The following is a 16,326-nucleotide window of genomic DNA, read 5'->3' as shown; positions in this document are numbered from 1 at the left end:
TAGATAAAAAAATTGACCGAAATATTTCGGCCAATTTTTAGTGTGATTATAGAATCATTAAATTTTATCCTTTAACCTTTGATTATTTTTACCATAAAATTTCTATTTCTTGGACCATCAAACTCGCAGAAATAGATTCCTTGCCATGTCCCCAATAAAAGCCTTCCATTTTCAATAATTAAGGTCAAAGATTGCCCAATAAGCGTTGATTTTATATGCGAGTCAGCATTACCTTCGAGATGAGAATATTCTTTACTTTTAGGGATTTTATCTCTTAGAAAATAGGTTATGTCTTTTCTTACAGAAGGATCTGCGTTCTCGTTGATTGTTACAGCCGCAGTTGTATGCGGTACGTATACTATCAAAATTCCCTCTTCTATTTTTGAATTTTCGACACTTTCCTGAATATAATTTGTTATCTCGATCATTTCTTCTCTATTATGTGTTTTTAAAGAGTAGGTGTATGTCATAATCTTCTCATCTCCTCATTTGTTATTGGTAAATTATATTAGCGACAATAGTGATAGAGTTGCCTTCTTTGGAGACATGTACTTTGACATCTTCTTTTTTTACTGCCATATGTTTAACAGCATAATCTTTTATATAGTTTATCACGTACTCCAACTCTTCTTGTTTGACGTTTTCAAATCTTATTTGATTTTTAGCTCCGTTTTTTCGATCGGAGGTGCTTAAGAAAGAGGTCATTCTTTTTATTGCAGTTTCCCTACTTTTATTCTTTTTACTTTTGAAAGGCCACATTCACCTTCACCCTCTTCTGAAGATTCTTTTGATAAATTCTATAAATCCTTGAGGGGTATGATCAACATCAATCAAATCTTTTTCTAATGGTACATCTTTTCCTAGAATTCTATCGCTTATATTATTGAAAACCGAATAGAGTTTGGCTTCTTGGTTCGTTGATATTGGAACTCCTTCGTTGGAAGAAAGTAAAATTTCCTCACTATCAGGTATGATTCCAATTAAATTCAGTGCTAACGCTTCTTTAATATCATCAGCAGAAAGCATTTCGTTTCTTTTAACCAGTCTCAATTTTAATCGATTTACAATTAGTGAAATGTGGTCGTCTGTATAACCTTGATTTTCAAGTAACCCTACGACTCTATCTGCATCGCTTATAGCAGTCAAGTCTGGTGTAGTAACAACTATAGCGTGTTGTGCAGATGAAACAGCATTTTGGAACCCTCTTTCTATTCCGGCAGGAGAATCTATAATAATATAATGGAAATGTTTAGAGAGTTTAGAAACTATATTGCTCATATCTTGAGGAGACATTAAGTCCTTATTAGCAATTTGAGAAGAAGCCAGTAGAGAGAGGTTTTTTAATTGTTTGTGTTTTACGAGTGCTTCCATAACAGTTTTGTTACCCCTTACAACATCCATTATAGTGTAAACTATTCTATTTTCCAAACCCAAAATCAAATCCAGATTTTTTAATCCAATATCTGCGTCTATAAGGCACACATTGTATCCTTTTTTTGCTAAGGTGGCTCCCAAATTAGCTACGATAGTAGTTTTACCAACTCCTCCTTTTCCGGAGGTAATAACAAACACCTTTGCATTTTCCATCTCTACCCCTCCACTAGAAAACTTTGCCCATTATTATAAGATTGAATTTTATATAATTATACAATGAAAAGTTAAGATGTTCTAAGGGCTAAACAGATTATACTACAAATTGGATGAAAAATAAAAAATCGGGGAAAAATCCCCGATTAATTTAAAAACTCTTTTTGTTACCTTATTATTCTTCGATACTTATGGCTTCAGTTGGGCAAGCATCTATGGCATCTTGCACGCATGGTGCGTCACTTTGCTCATCAATAACTTCAGCTTTTCCATCATCAGCCATTTGGAATACGTCTGGACATAAACTTTCACATATAGCGTCTCCTATACAAGCTTCTTTGTCAATAACTATCTTCATAGCTACACCTCCAAATAGTTTTTAAAAAGTATTTGCTATCTGTTACATAAACTAATTAAAGCCCTCTGATTATACCATAAAACCACTCAATTAAGTTTAAAAATTAATTTAAGAAAATATAACTACATTTCGTTAGTTTAGTTTCTTAATTTCTTCTACCACTCTGTCTACTATATTTATTCCAACTCTTTCTTGGGCTTCTTTTGTGGAAGCACCTATATGGGGTGTTACGACAATGTTTGGTAAAGCAAAAAGTTCCTTGTAGAGATCACCTTTTGGAGGTTCTTCTTCGAAAACATCTAATCCCACTCCAAGGAGCTTACCATTTTTCAGATATTTCAGCACAGCATTCTCGTCGAGGACGCCTCCCCTTGCAGCATTAATTATTACTGCACCATCTTTCATCATTTTGATTTGGGGTTCACTTATAAAGTGATAAGTTTTTTCGTTTTTTGGAATATGTAAAGAAATAATGTCAGAATTTTGAAGTAACTCCTCCAAAGATACCTGTCTAACGTTATAATCCTTTTGCTCTTCTGCGCTTATCTCAAAAACATCATACACCAGAGTATTGGTCTGAAAACCTTTTAGTAATTGTGCCAAATTTTTCCCTACATAACCAAAGCCAATGATACCAACGGTTTTTTGTGACAACTCCAATCCTTTTAGTTGTTTTTTTTCCCATTGTTCATTTTTTAGACCAACCGTCCCTCTTGTAATATGTCGGTAAATATCTAAAACCATACCTATGACTAATTCTGCAACAGATAAAGCATTCTGGCCCGGCGTATTTAAGACTGTTATACCTTTCGATTTAGCTGTGTCAACATCTATGTTATCTAATCCCATGCCAGCTCTTCCTATAATCTTTAACTTATCAGCATGTTCTAATATTTCTTTTGTTACTTTAGTTGCGCTTCTTACTATTAATACGTCAATTTCTTTGATTTTATCTTTGAGAACATCCTTTTCGAAATGTTCTGAAGTGATTTCATCTTTAGGTAATTCCTTTTGTAATTTTTTTAAGGCATTTTCATCCAAAGGGTCGTTTATATGAATTTTCATCTTTTTCAAACCCCCTCTTTCATAAAAACTTCTTCGGCAGCTTTTACGCCTTTACCTAATTCAACCTCAAAGCCAAATTTATTAAAGGCCATTTCCAAGGCGCTTACAGCAATAATAATATCAAATTTAGACATGTAGCCAAGATGAGCAATTCTTATTATTTTTCCTTTTAGTTGTGACTGACCGCCGGCGAAGGTCACTCCCCAGTCATCTCTCAAAAATTTAACAATACCTTTTCCGTCGACATTCTGTGGTACTTTTATTGCTGTAAGAATATTTCCTGGTCTTTCTGCAAAAAGTTCTAAGTTCATGGCGTTGATAGCAGCCCTTGTTGCTTCAGCTAGAATTCTGTGTCTTTCCCAAACATTTTCAATTGTTTCTTGTTTTAGTGTCTCGGTTGCTTGGGCTAATTGATAAACAAGGTTAACAGGAGGGGTGTAAGGAGAATCTGGGAAACTCTTTTTATATGCTCTTAAGTCGAAGTAATATCTATGGTTGTTGGAATTTTCAACAATCTTCATTGCTTTTTCACTTAACGCTATCATTGCTACTCCTGGAGGCATCATAAATCCTTTTTGAACCCCAGTTACTACAACATCTATGTTCCATTCATCCATTTTTAAAGGTTCAGCAAGCATTCCAGAAATAGCATCGACAACTAAAACTGCATCGGTTCCTTTTACAATTTCGGCTATTTCTTTGATGGGATTCACAACTCCTGTAGAGGTTTCGCTTAAGGTGGTGAAAACAGCTCTTGTTTCTGGGTGCTTTTCTAGTTCTTTTTTTATTTGTTCCACCCGAACATATTTTCCCCATTCTACATCGATTTCAACTAAATTAGCACCGTAAGCTTTACATAATTCGCACCATCTTTCTCCAAATTTACCTCCATTTACAGCGATAGCTGTATCGCCTGGTGAAATAAGGTTAGCAACTGCAGCTTCCATCGCTCCTGTTCCGGAAGAAGCTAAGGTGTATACGTTATTTTTTGTTTGAAAAAGATATTTGAGATTTTCCAGGGCTTTGCTCTGAATTTCCAAATATTGTGGGGTCCTATGGTGGATGGTATCCCTCGCACCTTCCAATAAAAGGTCGATTGGAACAGGGGTTGGCCCTGGAGCCATGAGATAGTTCTTTCTTACCAACTTTGCCACGTGTATCCCTCCTCGTATAATATGTATGGATATGAAACTTAAAAAATGGTACTAAAAATTTGTTTTTTACTCTTTTTAATTATTTCTTTTGTAAAGAGATGCCCTAATGCTAAAATAGTACCAGGATGATTAGCGAGGGAAGATTCCCTTCCCCCTCTAAGAATTGTGAAAATTTTCTTATTATTATTTTACCATACTTTTTAAATTATCAATAAGGATGTTTTTTATCTTTTTTTGAGTTTTTAAGGAATTTTCTTAAAATATAATGAAAAAATATTTTGAATGAAAGCAATAAAATGTTATAATAAAAAAGAATGAAGGTTTCATAAAAAAGGGGATTTGAAAACAACATGGGGAATGAGAATTCCTTAAGGGAACAAAAGATCTTGAGTTATACGGGTTTTGCTGCTAAAGCAAATAAGATTGTTTATGGTAAGCGAGGATTGAGAAATTATATTCGTTCATTTCAAAGAAAGAAAGTAATACTTATTCCAAAGGATACTGGTTCCAGAGTGAAACTAGATGTAATCAAACATTGTCAAATTTTCGATGTACCTTATATAGAATTAAACTACACAAAGTCGGATTTGGCTAAAACTCTTGGTAAACAAAATATAAGTGTCGTTGGAATTACAGATGAAAATATTATCGAAGGAATATTGAAAACGATTCAATAGTGGAGGTGGTTTATAAGTGTCGAAGACCCGAATATACGAAGTTGCGAAGGAGTTAGGAATGAGCTCCAAAGAATTAATGGAATTTTTAGAAGAGGAGTTAAATATCTCTGTCAAAAGTCATATGAGTACTATAGAAGAGGAAACAGTGCAGGTTATCAAGGATCTTATTGAGGAAGAAAGACAAGCCAAAAAGGAAGTCAAAAATCAAAAAGAACCGTCAAAAGAGAAGAGTAAAACTTCAGAAAAAGTAAAAGCAAAGGAAAAATCAGAAGAAGAAGCCGTCAAAGAAAAACCGGTAAGAGAGGTCACTATAACTACACAAGAAATAACTCTTGATATTTTGGCCAAACATCTTGAATTAGAACAAAACGATATTATAAAAGACATGTTTATGAAAGGTATAGTATTAAGACCGGGTCAGAAACTAGATAAAACAATGTCAGAAGAAGTTGCTATGAATTATAATGTTATATTGAATTTTGAAGTCGGAAAAGAAGAAACAGAAGAAGAAAAAGAAATAGAAGGCATCCTTGCCAAAAAGTGGAATGAAATTTATAAAAAAGAGAAAGACAAATTAACTCTACGTCCACCTGTAGTCACTATTATGGGACACGTTGATCATGGAAAAACAACCCTATTAGATAAAATTAGAAATACCCATGTTGCTGATAAAGAAGAAGGGGGTATTACTCAATCCATAGGTGCTTACCAGATAGAGTATAACAGCCAAAAAATTACTTTTATCGATACCCCTGGCCACGAAGCATTTACAGAAATGAGAGCAAGAGGTGCTCAAGTTACTGATATAGTTGTTCTTATTATTGCAGCAGATGATGGAGTTATGCCTCAAACAATAGAAGCATATAATCATGCCAAAAGTGCCAACGTTCCTATAATAGTGGCGATAAATAAAATTGACAAACCTAATGCCAATGTTGAATTAACAAAGCAACAGATGGTATCTAAACTCAATCTTATTCCAGAGGATTGGGGTGGAGATACTATAACCGTTCCTATTTCTGCAAAAACAGGTAAAGGAATCGATGAGTTGTTGGAAATGATAATCTTAGTTGCTGAAATGCAGGAGATAAGATGTATTCCCGAAGGGAAGGCCAGAGCAGTAATAATAGAAAGTCGGGTTGATAAAGCTATGGGTCCTTTGGGAACGGTTATAGTTAAAGATGGAATATTGAAAGTTGGAGATGATTTTATTTCAGGTTACACTTATGGTAGAGTCAGAAGGTTGATAAATGATAAAGGAGAAAGTTTAATCGGAGCTGCTCCTTCTACTCCTGTACAGGTTTTAGGGTTTAATGACGTTCCGAACACACATTCTATTTTATACGTGGTTGATTCAAAAGAAGAGGCCCGAACACTTGCAGAAAAAATAAAAGAAAAAGAAGAAGAAAAAACTAAAGGTCCAGCTAAAAGACACGTGAAGCTTGAAGATATTATGCAAAAAATGGAAGAGGAAGAAAAAAAGAAATTAAATATTTTATTAAAAGCTAGTACTTATGGAGAAATAGAGGCTTTGAGGAATGCCATCCAAAAGTTTGAAAATCCAGAGATAAATATTGAAATTATACATGCTGGGATAGGGCCGGTAAGCACAAGCGATATTATGTTAGCTTCCGCTTCAGATGCGATTGTTCTGGGTTTTAGAGTAAAAGCTGATTCAAAGGCATTAAAGATGGCAGAAGCTGAAGGAATAGAAGTTAGAAGGTATAATATTATATTTGACTTGATTGATGATATCAAGAAAGCTTTAGAAGGTATGTTAGAGCCTATTCAAAAGGAAGAGCTCACGGGAAATGGTGTAATTAAAGAAGAGTTCAAGATAAAAGGTGTAGGAAAAATTGCTGGTGTTCAAGTAAATGAAGGTTACGTTCAAAGGGATGGCGGAGTTAGAATCTATAGGAATGGTGGTTTAGTTGCCGATGTAAAAATTAAGAGTTTGAAACATTATAAGGATGAAGTTAAATCAATCGAAGCACCTAAAGAGTGTGGAATTCAATTTGAGAATTTCGAAGATTTTTCTAAGGGTGATGAATTAGAGTTTTATAAACATGTTTTTGTTAAACGAGAATTGGGTTTGGAACAAAAAACTAAATAATTATTTAGTGTTTTGATGAGAGTAAATAGGGGATATGATAATATGAGTTTTGAATATAAGATCGTAGGAATTAGGGGAGCAACTTCTTTAACAGAAGATCATCCGATGGAATTAACAGAAAAAGTTTTAGAACTATGGAACGAAATAATGGATAAAAACGATATATCACGTATAATATCGGTTATTTTTTCTGTTACACCTGACATTAAAAGTCTCAATCCTGCTACCATCCTACGCGAGAAATTAGATCTGAATAACGTTCCTTTTATGAGTTTAGAAGAAGCTTCCTTTAATGATTCTCGAGAAAAAATAATTAGGGCGCTGATTATTTGTGAAAGCAGCACCCACAATTTTGTATACTTACACGAGGCGAAGAACTTAAGAACAAAAAAAGAATAATCTTTTTATATTTCACTTTGAGAATTTATTAAATCTAAAATTTCGCTTTTTGTATTAAAATATTCGTCTGAATGAAGTATATATTTTGCTTTTTGAGTTAGCAACTTTTTAGTAAAATCTAAGGTGAATTCTTTTATTATTTTCCCAGGTCTAGGAGACATTACCAAAACTTTTGTCCCTAACATCAAAGCTTCGTCTACATCATGGGTTATAAAAAATATACTGCAATTATTTTCTTTCCAAATATTTCTAATCAAATTTTGCATATTGCTCCTAGTAAATGCGTCTAAGGATCCAAAAGGTTCATCCATTAAGATAACTTCAGGATAATTTGCTAACACCCTTGCAAGAGCTACTCTCTGCTTCATTCCTCCTGAAAGCTCAAAAGGATATTTTTCTTCAAAACCCGTGAGATCAACTTCTTGAATAAAGAATTTAGAAATTTCTTCAATTTTATCTTTTGGAACTCCCCTACTTTTTGGCCCAAATTCTATATTTCCTTTAACAGTCAACCATGGATAGAGTGTGGGGGCCTGAAATACAACTCCTCTATGCCAGTCTGGCCATTCTATAGGGTTTTCATGCATCAAACATTTTCCAGAAGTTAATGGGATGAAACCTGCTATCACTCTTAGCAAAGTACTTTTTCCGCAACCGGAAGGCCCTAAAATACAAAGAAACTCACCTTTTTTAATTCTAAATTAACTCTTTTAATGTCTCAATTACCATCCAGCCGATACCCGATGTAGCTGCAACCATTTCAGAAGAAACAAGAGTTGTGTATGCAACACCAAAAGAAGTTCTAATCCCAGTAAATATTTCTGGTAGACATGCAGGTAACACAATTTTAAAAAACACATTCATTTGATTTGCTCCCAAGGATCTTGCACTCAATATATAATCTTGGTTTATTCCTCTCACAGCGGAAACACACGCTATATATAGGAGCAAAGGCGGCTAAAAAAAGCAAAACTTCTTTTGATAAATCTCCTATACCAAACCATAAAATAAGAATCGTATAATAAGCTAAAGGTGGTAAGGGCCTATAAAATTGCACGATAGAATCTATGATTGCTTCCACTTTTTTAAAATAACCACTTAAAGGAACATTCTTTTGAAACTTGTTCCTATATGCACCCATAATGGAATATTGTTGCATCCATCTCTAATCAAAGTTAAAAATGCTGACCAGACTCTTTGAGATGAGGGTAGCAAAGTTGGAATGAATATTTCTAGTTATGTAACAATATACCAGATTAAAAATATCGTTAACCACGTAAATACTGTTAATAAAATGTGATTGTTTTTTTTGTTTGATTCATTATTGTTCATACAAACAATTCCTTCTCTTTAGAGAGGTTTTAGATAAAGGGTCATCAATTATCTTGATGGCCTATAAAATATATCATACTTTTGATCTAAACATAAATCAATCAAAGTTATAAGCGGTAACTATCTTTTCTCTACCAGTTATTTGGTCTAAATAATATTCATAATAACATATACCCAAGAATGAACCAAAAATATTAAAGACATTATTGAAACCTCTTCCTTGAAGGGCCATAACCGCATTATCACTTCTTTGAGAAGAACGGCAATGAACATAAACTGGGGGATCTTTAGGTATTTCATTTAGTCTATCTCTGAGTTCACTCAACGGTATATTAACAGGGGTTTTGTGATGCCCTTTTTCGTATTCATCTTTTTCGCGACAATCGATGATGAAAGCACCATTTTCCACAAGTTCTCTAACTTTAGTCACAGGGACTTGTCTGAATCTACCATGTAATAGATTTAAACCAACTAGTGCAGCATGATTAACTGGATCTTTTGGAGTGGAAAACAGAGGTGCATAACATATTTCTAATTCTTTTAAGTCTTCTAATGTCCCATTCATACGAATTAGTGTGGCTATTATATCGATTCGTTTAACAGCATCACCTTTGATAATTGCTTGTGCTCCCAGTATTCTTCCCGTAGGAAGTTCGTATATCAACTTTAAATGTAGCTGATAACTATTCGACATCAAGCCAACTTTATCCTGAGGAATGATATAAACAAAGTCGTAAGGAATACCATTGGCTTTAGCTTTTTTTCATTGAGCCCTGTGGCAGCCGCATTTAAATTAAAAACTTTCACGGTCGATAATCCAATCACACCTTTATTTATATGAGGTATATTATAAATGTGATCCGCTGCAGCCCTTGCTTGCCTTTGGGCAGGACCAGCAAGAGGTAATCTTAAGGGTTTACACGATAAAGCACAATAAGTTTCTATGGCATCTCCGACAGCATAAATATCATCATCGCTTGTTTTGTAGTTATGATCAACTTTAATTCCACCTGTTTCACCTATTTCCAAACCGGCCTATTTTGCTAAAGATGTTTCAGGGAATACTCCTACAGCCATTATAACAGTTCTAACATTTACTTTTTTACCAGATTTTAATTCTACATAATCATCAAAGATTTTAGTTACAGAATCACTTAAAATAGGGTTTACACCGTTATCGTATAACTCTTTATGTAAGATCTGAACCCTATCGTAGTCAAAAGGTTGCATCACTTGGTCTAAAGCTTCTATCAAATTAACATTGTAACCCGCTAATTTAAAGTTTTCTGCAACTTCGATTCCAATATAACCTCCTCCAACTACTGCGACATCTTTTATATTATTTTTTTCTATGTAGTCTTTAATTTTAACTATATCTACCACGTTTCTGGCTGTAAATACATTTGCTCTGTCTATTCCTTCAATACTTTTTGGAAAAACAGGTTTGGCGCCTGGAGAAAGAACCAATTTGTCATAATGTTCTTCGTATTCTTCTCCCGTTTGCGTATTTCTAACAATGACTTTCTTTTGATCCCTTATAATTTTAATAACTTCACTGTTAACCCTTGCTTCAATATTATACTGTTTTTTAAATTGCTCTGGTGTCGTCAAAACCAAATCATCACTATTTTCTACCATACCACTTAATTGAAATGGTAAGGCGCAATGGGAGAAAGAAACATGAGGTCCCCTTTCAAAACATTATTATTTCTGCAGATTCATCAAGCCTTCTTGCTCTTGCTGCTACAGAGGCACCTCCTGCAACTCTTCCAAGAATTAGTAACCCATCCAGCCGTTCTTTGAATAGGAAATCCAAGAAAAACACCTATTCCAAAAAATATCAACGTTATCAAAGCTCTTGTAAATCCCATAGTTAAGTCGGTAAGTACACCTGTAGCACAACAAACGGACAGGGACATACCAAAACCAAAAAGAAAGGCTCCCCGCAGTAAACCAAAATTAATTGGTTTTATCCAAAGGCCGTAATTAGTTGGATCTGAATTAAACAAAAATCCCATGATCATCAAGGAGGTTATGAAAAACATGAAAATCATAGCACGCATGAGTTGAGTTGATCCAGTTCTATAGGCTCTATTGACACTTCCTGCAATCCGGTGTAACCTCTAGCTAAAGTGTATCCAAAACCTACTCTTATCAAAAGTCTAAAAAAAAGCATATCTGTGGCTAAAAGTGTGTTTCCTAGGATGAGAATTAGTGCAAAACTTAACAAACCAAGAACCTTTTCTACTGTTTTAGTCATACTTTTTCCTCCCGTCTAAAGGCATTTTTAAAACAAAAGCTTGAATTTCTAAAAGAATAATTTTGCTAGAACCTAAGTTAAATATTTAAACTTCACCCCCTTTTTTGTAAGAGTTCACAAAATAAACTAAAAGATCAAATAAGACTTTTAAATATGGGAAAAATTAAATATTATATTTGTTATTTCTATCACTAATTGAAATCCAACATTTTACTAACAAAAAAGTAAAAATAGAATTAACTTTATCATCTTTTTAATAAAGAAAGTTTAAATAAAGGTTATTTCATAAGTTTTGAATAAAAAAGGTTTAATGTTATAATTAAAAAAGAGATTTTTTTCAGCAATTTTATCTAGTTGAAGAATAGAGGTGAAATATTTGAAAGACCAAGTAAAGATGATCTACTTTGATTTAGATCACACCCTATGGGATTTTGAAAGTAATTCACAAGAAGCATTGAAGTGGATCTATCAAAAGTACGGTGTCGTTTTTCGAGGAACATCTTTGGATAAGTTTGTGGAATCTTACAAAAAAATAAATAAACAACTATGGGAAATGTATAGGAAAAAAGAATTAGGTCAGCAAGAATTAAAACTTCTTCGTTTTGAAATTACTTTAAATGCTTTAAAAATAAAGCATAGAGAGGATTTGATAGAAGAGATGAATAGTACATACCTAGAAATCTTATCGAAGCAAAAACTTCTCGTTGATGGTGCATTGGAAACTTTGGAATATTTGAAAGATAAGTATGAATTAGGAATTTTGACAAATGGCTTTAGAAAAACTCAAATTGATAAAATGAAAAGTTCCGGAATATCTGATTATTTTAGTATTTTAGTTAGTTCTGAAGATGTCGGTTTTCCTAAACCTGATGAAAAGATTTTTAATTATGCAATTTTAATGTCGAAAAAATCTAAAGATGAAATCGTCTACATTGGTGATGATCTTGAAAATGACATCTTACCAGCAATAAAATGTGGAATTGATGCCATTTGGTTTAAAAATCATGAGGAGTCTCTTCAAATCCAAGAGAAGGATGTCCTCAGTATATCCAAGCTTATAGAACTAAAAAATATACTTTAAATTTATTGTAGGTAATAAATACCTCTTTTTAATTTCAAAACTTTGTTATTACTAATTAGGTCAAAATATTCTTTATCCAATTGATATGCTTGTTCTCCAGTATAAATCAGTACTTTTATCTCGTCATATGTTGTTTTCTTTTTAAAAATTAGTAAATTTTCTTCTGAATTAATTAGTTCATAACTCCCTGATGAAAGAGAGGAGTGAACTTTTCTTAAATCAACGAGATTTTTACAGTAATTGAAGGTTTTTTTCTCTTGCTCTGACCAATCTTCTTTGAATTTCATGGCAACTCTTCCACTTTCGTGAAAATTATGAATTGTTTGGTCTCCTTTTAAAGCTATCTCATTGCCATATTCTAGCATCACATTTCCTGTAAGAGCCATTAATAAACCAAGCGTGATGTAAAATGTTTCTATATCTTGGCATATATCTATGAACCTTGGAAGATCGTGATTTTCTATAAAATAAGTTAGCTGAAATTCCTTTTCATTTAATTGGTTTGATAATACTATTTGGTTGTATAATTCTAATAATGATCCATTTTTCTTCCCTAAAACTTCTTTAATGGTATCGTATGTAGCAAAATCAAACATACTAGTAAAACGTTGAGCATCATTCCCTTTGAACTTTTTAAGGAGATTAAAATTTTTTAACTTATCTCCTTCGTCTTCCCATACTTCACCTAAAATTGTGACATCTTTTTTTATTTTTTTCATCCTTATAGAAAATTCCTCTAAAAAGTTTAATGGCAATCCCAAAGCATGATCCAATCTAAATCCATCTAATTCAAAGTTTTTTAGCCAATACTCTCCAACTCTTATTAAAAATTCTCTTGTATCTTCATCGTCTAGATTCCAGAACAAAAAGGACATTTGCCATCTTTCTTCTTGGGGTGAACGTGGAGATTCGGTTTTAACACTCAAATTTTTGGGGACGGAATCAAAATCAAACTCCTTTGAGGCATGGTTAAGTACTAGATCGATAATAACCTTTATCCCTCTTTTATGAGCATTTTCAATAAGTTTTGCAAAGATGGCTTTAGCTTCTTCTTCGGAATTGGAACTTATATTTTCTGAAATAGAAAAATAATTGGTGATATCGTACCCATGGGTAGTTTTACTCTTAAAAATGGGTCCAAGATATATCAAATCTATCCCAAGCTCTTTTAGATAGTCTAATTTTTGAATGATACCTTGAAGATCTCCATCTATTGCATTTTTTTCGTAATAAAGATAGCTTTCTTTTGGAGAATCGTTTGATAATTCTCCGTTTTTAAAAAATTTTGTAAGAATATGATATCCTAAAAACATACAATTCCTCCCATAGTTTACTTCTCGTTATTCTATCATTCTTTTTTTAAAAAAATGAAAACGTTTCCTAAAGATATTCACTTTTTTCACTTTTAAAATTTAAAATTTAAAATTGAAAAGTGTGGTATAATTAAATTATAAATGCTCGTTGGACCCGTTGCAACAAAGCACCTAGAAGGAGGGCTAACTATGGACATACTTTTGGTTTATCCTGCTTATCCCGAAACATTTTGGAGTTTTAAACATGCCCTGAAATTTATTTTCAAACGTGCCGCTTTGCCACCTTTGGGTTTGATTACAATAGCTTCTTATCTACCAAAAGAATGGAACGTTAAGTTGGTGGATATGAATTGTGAAAAATTAAAAAAAGAGGATATACTAAATTCAGATTATGTTTTTATAAGCGCCATGGCTGTTCAAAGAGAGTCTGCAATAAATGTGGTCAAACAATGTAAAGAATTTGGTAAACCCATAGTTGCTGGTGGCCCTCTTTTTACAATGGAACCCGACACCTTTCAAAAAACTGTGGACCATTTTGTTCTCGGAGAAGCAGAAGAATTGATGGATGAGCTTGTTAAAGATATCAATAGAAATAAGTTAAAAAGATATTATGCGAAACCTAATTTTTGTAATATCGAAGCTACACCTGTTCCAAGGTGGGACTTGTTAAATCTCAAATGGTACGGATCTATGAGTATTCAGTATTCCAGAGGTTGTCCATATAACTGTGAATTTTGTGATATTGCGGCTTTGAATGGTAGAAAACCCAGAACCAAAACAAGTCTACAGTTGAACCAAGAACTTCAATCTTTATATGATGCAGGTTGGAGACGTTCAGTTTTCTTTGTAGACGATAATTTTATCTCAAATAAATCGAAATTAAAAAAAGAAATATTACCCTCGATAATTGAGTGGCAAAAAACTCATGATTACCCATTTTCTTTCTATACCGAAGTTTCTATAGATTTTTCTAATGATGATGAACTCATGAATTTGATGTTCAAAGCAGGCTTTGACAGAGTTTTTATTGGTTTAGAAACCCCTGATCCGGATAGTTTAAGAGAAGCTAACAAGTATCAAAATATTAAACAAGATCTTGAAGAATCTATAAAAAAAATTCAAAGTTTTGGTTTTGAAATTCAAGGAGGCTTTATTGTCGGTTTTGATAGCGATAAACCCACAATTTTCGATAGTCAATTTGATTTTATACAAAAAAACGGCATAGTTACCGCCATGGTTGGAATTTTGAATGCCCCAAGGGGAAGTGAATTATATTCAAGATTACTCAAGGAAAATAGGTTACGGGGAGAAATAAGTGGAAACAATGTGGATATCAATACGAATATTATTCCAAAGATGAATTTGGAATTTCTTGTCAAAAATTACAAAAATCTTGTTGCTAAGCTTTATCAGCCCAAAAACTATTATGATCGTTTGAAAAAATTTTTGTCTAATTATAAGGTACCGGGATTCTCAAAGGCCAAAATAGGCTTCCAAGAAATGATCGCTTTTATTAAATCTATTATTATTTTAGGAATTATTGGTAAAGAAAGAAAACAATATTGGGGAACGCTTTTTTGGAGCTTATTTAAAATACCTAAAGCGTTGCCAAAGATGATTTCTCTTTCAATTTACGGCTATCATTTCAGGAAAATTGCAGAAAATTTATAAGGTGAGAAAAGATATGATAAAAAAAATACTTTTGGTCTCTACATTTGTTCTCATTACGTTGGGCTCTTTTTCTGCAAATCTATCAAAAGATAATATGATTATAAATTTAAACGATAATACATGGATTACAAAGCAAGTTGCAGAAAAAATAAAAAGTATTGGAAGTTATATGTATAATGTAAACATAAAAGATGCAATGTCTAACTCAATAAATATTAGTGAGTATGACGTTACAATGAACATATTTACAAATACCAAGGAAAATATCACAATTGCTTTTGGATACTTTACTGGTGGGGGTTTTTCCTACTCAGAAGAATCTGGTGAAACTGCTGATTGGGTAGAAAAGTTTGCCGTAAAAGCTCTGGAAACATTATCTTTTCAAAGATTTTTGTATGGAGAAAATTGGGACGTTTTACAGATCACTTTTTGGAAAGGGGTAGATGAATACCCTATTTTTCAAAATAACAAATTATATTTTGTAAGTGATAGATATATTGGAAATAGGGAAATTTATATTTTTGACTTTAAAGAAAGAACAGAAGAGAAGATTCATTTGGAGTATTCTGCTGAATATTTTCCAGATGTTTCTCCAAACAATGAGTATTTAGCTTTCCAAACGACATTGTTTGGTAAATGGGATGTTGTATTGTACAATTTAAAAACTCAGCAGATTCAAAGAATAAGTCCCCGCGATAAGAATGCTTATTCACCATATTTTTATGACAACACCTTGGTTCTATTCACTATGGATGAAGATGGTGGCCAGTGGACGGAAGTTTGGGTATACGATTTATATTACGATAAACTTGAGAAATTAACAGAGTCAAAGGATCTTATGAAATTTAGACCCACCAAATGGGATGGTAACAAAATCAGTTTTTATGGTGTGCGCCATCAAACGGCGAATATGAATGTTTATTTTGTTGACGAGGAAAACAATATTTCACCGTTAATATCACAACCAAATAATCAAACCGATAATTGGTCAAATGGTTCAGAGTTACTTGTATTCTCTGAGTTTAATGGGACATATTTCAGTATATATGAATACAATAAAGGAGAAAAGATTAATCTATCGGGCATGTTGACAAATGACTGTTTCTATCCAACATATACACTGGACAAAAAATATGTTTTTTTTACTAATTATTATTCAGAATCTGATATTTTTGTGATAAACAGAGAAAAAATTAGGACGAACAAACCATAAAACTCTATTGGAGTGATTTGAATAATTAGCGAAAAGGTGAAGAAAGAAGTTTCTGACAAAAATGAGTATAAAAAAATCTTTAAGATTTTTGGGATAATTCTTT

Annotated in this window: 17 protein-coding genes and 1 pseudogene; 6 read left to right on the top strand and 12 right to left on the bottom strand. The window is 32.9% G+C overall.

What is annotated here, in order from left to right; genetic code table 11:
* Positions 1–71 precede the first annotated feature (71 nt).
* From AD60_RS01525 to AD60_RS01500, 6 genes are all read right to left on the bottom strand, one after another.
* Entirely contained in the window at positions 72–470 is a 399-nt protein-coding gene (locus AD60_RS01525; RefSeq protein WP_103876159.1) for a secondary thiamine-phosphate synthase enzyme YjbQ, read from the bottom strand.
* A gap of 22 nt (positions 471–492) precedes the next feature.
* A complete protein-coding gene (locus AD60_RS01520; RefSeq protein WP_103876158.1) occupies positions 493–759 on the bottom strand; it encodes a hypothetical protein in 267 nt (88 codons plus the stop codon).
* 6 nt (positions 760–765) lie between these two features.
* Positions 766–1,587 carry a septum site-determining protein MinD gene (gene minD, locus AD60_RS01515; RefSeq protein WP_103876157.1) on the bottom strand — a complete coding sequence of 274 codons (822 nt, stop codon included), beginning with the start codon at positions 1,585–1,587 and terminating at the stop codon, positions 766–768.
* A 175-nt stretch (positions 1,588–1,762) separates the two neighbouring features.
* Complete coding sequence (locus AD60_RS01510) at positions 1,763–1,945, bottom strand: ferredoxin (protein ID WP_012208110.1); 183 nt, start codon at positions 1,943–1,945, stop codon at positions 1,763–1,765.
* Positions 1,946–2,077: 132 nt separating this feature from the next.
* A complete protein-coding gene (locus AD60_RS01505) occupies positions 2,078–3,010 on the bottom strand; it encodes a D-2-hydroxyacid dehydrogenase (protein WP_103876156.1) in 933 nt (310 codons plus the stop codon).
* A 5-nt stretch (positions 3,011–3,015) separates the two neighbouring features.
* Positions 3,016–4,164, bottom strand: coding sequence for an alanine--glyoxylate aminotransferase family protein (locus AD60_RS01500; protein ID WP_103876155.1), 1,149 nt, complete (start codon positions 4,162–4,164; stop codon positions 3,016–3,018).
* A gap of 350 nt (positions 4,165–4,514) precedes the next feature.
* Here AD60_RS01500 and AD60_RS01495 point away from each other — a divergent pair, with 350 nt between their 5' ends.
* Genes AD60_RS01495 through AD60_RS01485 form a run of 3 tightly spaced genes read left to right on the top strand, consistent with a single transcriptional unit; the run spans position 4,515 to position 7,353 of the window.
* Positions 4,515–4,841 carry a ribosomal L7Ae/L30e/S12e/Gadd45 family protein gene (locus tag AD60_RS01495; protein ID WP_103876154.1) on the top strand — a complete coding sequence of 109 codons (327 nt, stop codon included), beginning with the start codon at positions 4,515–4,517 and terminating at the stop codon, positions 4,839–4,841.
* A gap of 16 nt (positions 4,842–4,857) precedes the next feature.
* Positions 4,858–6,954 carry a translation initiation factor IF-2 gene (gene infB / locus AD60_RS01490; protein WP_103876153.1) on the top strand — a complete coding sequence of 699 codons (2,097 nt, stop codon included), beginning with the start codon at positions 4,858–4,860 and terminating at the stop codon, positions 6,952–6,954.
* Positions 6,955–6,996: 42 nt separating this feature from the next.
* A complete protein-coding gene (locus AD60_RS01485; protein WP_103876152.1) occupies positions 6,997–7,353 on the top strand; it encodes a chorismate mutase in 357 nt (118 codons plus the stop codon).
* A gap of 5 nt (positions 7,354–7,358) precedes the next feature.
* On the opposite strand, the gene AD60_RS01480 is transcribed toward AD60_RS01485, so the two are convergent.
* The 5 genes and pseudogenes from AD60_RS01480 to AD60_RS10290 form a co-directional block, all read right to left on the bottom strand.
* Complete coding sequence (locus AD60_RS01480) at positions 7,359–8,024, bottom strand: ABC transporter ATP-binding protein (protein WP_304465920.1); 666 nt, start codon at positions 8,022–8,024, stop codon at positions 7,359–7,361.
* A 25-nt stretch (positions 8,025–8,049) separates the two neighbouring features.
* The gene (locus tag AD60_RS10315) at positions 8,050–8,304 is read right to left on the bottom strand and encodes an ABC transporter permease (RefSeq protein WP_255396811.1); all 255 of its coding nucleotides are present in this window, start codon (positions 8,302–8,304) and stop codon (positions 8,050–8,052) included.
* Positions 8,305–8,782: 478 nt separating this feature from the next.
* Positions 8,783–10,477, bottom strand: a pseudogene (locus AD60_RS10650) (FAD-dependent oxidoreductase).
* Positions 10,407–10,739, bottom strand: a complete 333-nt coding sequence (locus AD60_RS10645; protein WP_370445627.1) for a YeeE/YedE thiosulfate transporter family protein — start codon at positions 10,737–10,739, stop codon at positions 10,407–10,409. Before AD60_RS10645 ends, AD60_RS10650 begins: the two are co-directional and overlap by 71 nt.
* Positions 10,736–10,945 carry a hypothetical protein gene (locus AD60_RS10290; RefSeq protein WP_199177809.1) on the bottom strand — a complete coding sequence of 70 codons (210 nt, stop codon included), beginning with the start codon at positions 10,943–10,945 and terminating at the stop codon, positions 10,736–10,738. Before AD60_RS10290 ends, AD60_RS10645 begins: the two co-directional genes overlap by 4 nt.
* 376 nt (positions 10,946–11,321) lie before the next feature.
* Between AD60_RS10290 and AD60_RS01460 the strand changes: the two genes are divergently transcribed.
* Complete coding sequence (locus AD60_RS01460; protein ID WP_103876150.1) at positions 11,322–12,026, top strand: YjjG family noncanonical pyrimidine nucleotidase; 705 nt, start codon at positions 11,322–11,324, stop codon at positions 12,024–12,026.
* Between the two features lie 2 nt (positions 12,027–12,028).
* On the opposite strand, the gene AD60_RS01455 is transcribed toward AD60_RS01460, so the two are convergent.
* Positions 12,029–13,339: an alpha-amylase family glycosyl hydrolase gene (locus tag AD60_RS01455; protein ID WP_103876149.1), complete on the bottom strand. Its 1,311-nt coding sequence runs from the start codon at positions 13,337–13,339 to the stop codon at positions 12,029–12,031.
* A 189-nt stretch (positions 13,340–13,528) separates the two neighbouring features.
* On the opposite strand from AD60_RS01455, the gene AD60_RS01450 reads away from it, so the two are divergent.
* Both AD60_RS01450 and AD60_RS01445 read left to right on the top strand, forming a co-directional pair.
* On the top strand, positions 13,529–15,010 hold the full coding sequence (locus AD60_RS01450; RefSeq protein ID WP_103876148.1) for a B12-binding domain-containing radical SAM protein: 1,482 nt from the start codon (positions 13,529–13,531) through the stop codon (positions 15,008–15,010).
* A gap of 13 nt (positions 15,011–15,023) precedes the next feature.
* On the top strand, positions 15,024–16,223 hold the full coding sequence (locus tag AD60_RS01445; protein WP_103876147.1) for a hypothetical protein: 1,200 nt from the start codon (positions 15,024–15,026) through the stop codon (positions 16,221–16,223).
* The last annotated feature ends 103 nt before the right edge of the window (positions 16,224–16,326 follow it).

It is taken from the genome of Petrotoga sp. SL27 (assembly GCF_002924605.1).
GTDB classification, from domain to species: domain Bacteria; phylum Thermotogota; class Thermotogae; order Petrotogales; family Petrotogaceae; genus Petrotoga; species Petrotoga sibirica.
This window is presented reverse-complemented; position numbering and strand designations above follow the sequence as displayed.

Coding starts and splice junctions, on each gene's coding strand:
- AD60_RS01525 (WP_103876159.1), bottom strand. CDS start 470: ATGACATACACCTACTCTTTAAAAACACATAATAGAGAAGAAATGATC.
- AD60_RS01520 (WP_103876158.1), bottom strand. CDS start 759: ATGTGGCCTTTCAAAAGTAAAAAGAATAAAAGTAGGGAAACTGCAATA.
- minD (WP_103876157.1), bottom strand. CDS start 1,587: ATGGAAAATGCAAAGGTGTTTGTTATTACCTCCGGAAAAGGAGGAGTT.
- AD60_RS01510 (WP_012208110.1), bottom strand. CDS start 1,945: ATGAAGATAGTTATTGACAAAGAAGCTTGTATAGGAGACGCTATATGT.
- AD60_RS01505 (WP_103876156.1), bottom strand. CDS start 3,010: ATGAAAATTCATATAAACGACCCTTTGGATGAAAATGCCTTAAAAAAA.
- AD60_RS01495 (WP_103876154.1), top strand. CDS start 4,515: ATGGGGAATGAGAATTCCTTAAGGGAACAAAAGATCTTGAGTTATACG.
- AD60_RS01485 (WP_103876152.1), top strand. CDS start 6,997: ATGAGTTTTGAATATAAGATCGTAGGAATTAGGGGAGCAACTTCTTTA.
- AD60_RS10645 (WP_370445627.1), bottom strand. CDS start 10,739: ATGATTTTCATGTTTTTCATAACCTCCTTGATGATCATGGGATTTTTG.
- AD60_RS10290 (WP_199177809.1), bottom strand. CDS start 10,945: ATGACTAAAACAGTAGAAAAGGTTCTTGGTTTGTTAAGTTTTGCACTA.
- AD60_RS01455 (WP_103876149.1), bottom strand. CDS start 13,339: ATGTTTTTAGGATATCATATTCTTACAAAATTTTTTAAAAACGGAGAA.
- AD60_RS01450 (WP_103876148.1), top strand. CDS start 13,529: ATGGACATACTTTTGGTTTATCCTGCTTATCCCGAAACATTTTGGAGT.
- AD60_RS01445 (WP_103876147.1), top strand. CDS start 15,024: ATGATAAAAAAAATACTTTTGGTCTCTACATTTGTTCTCATTACGTTG.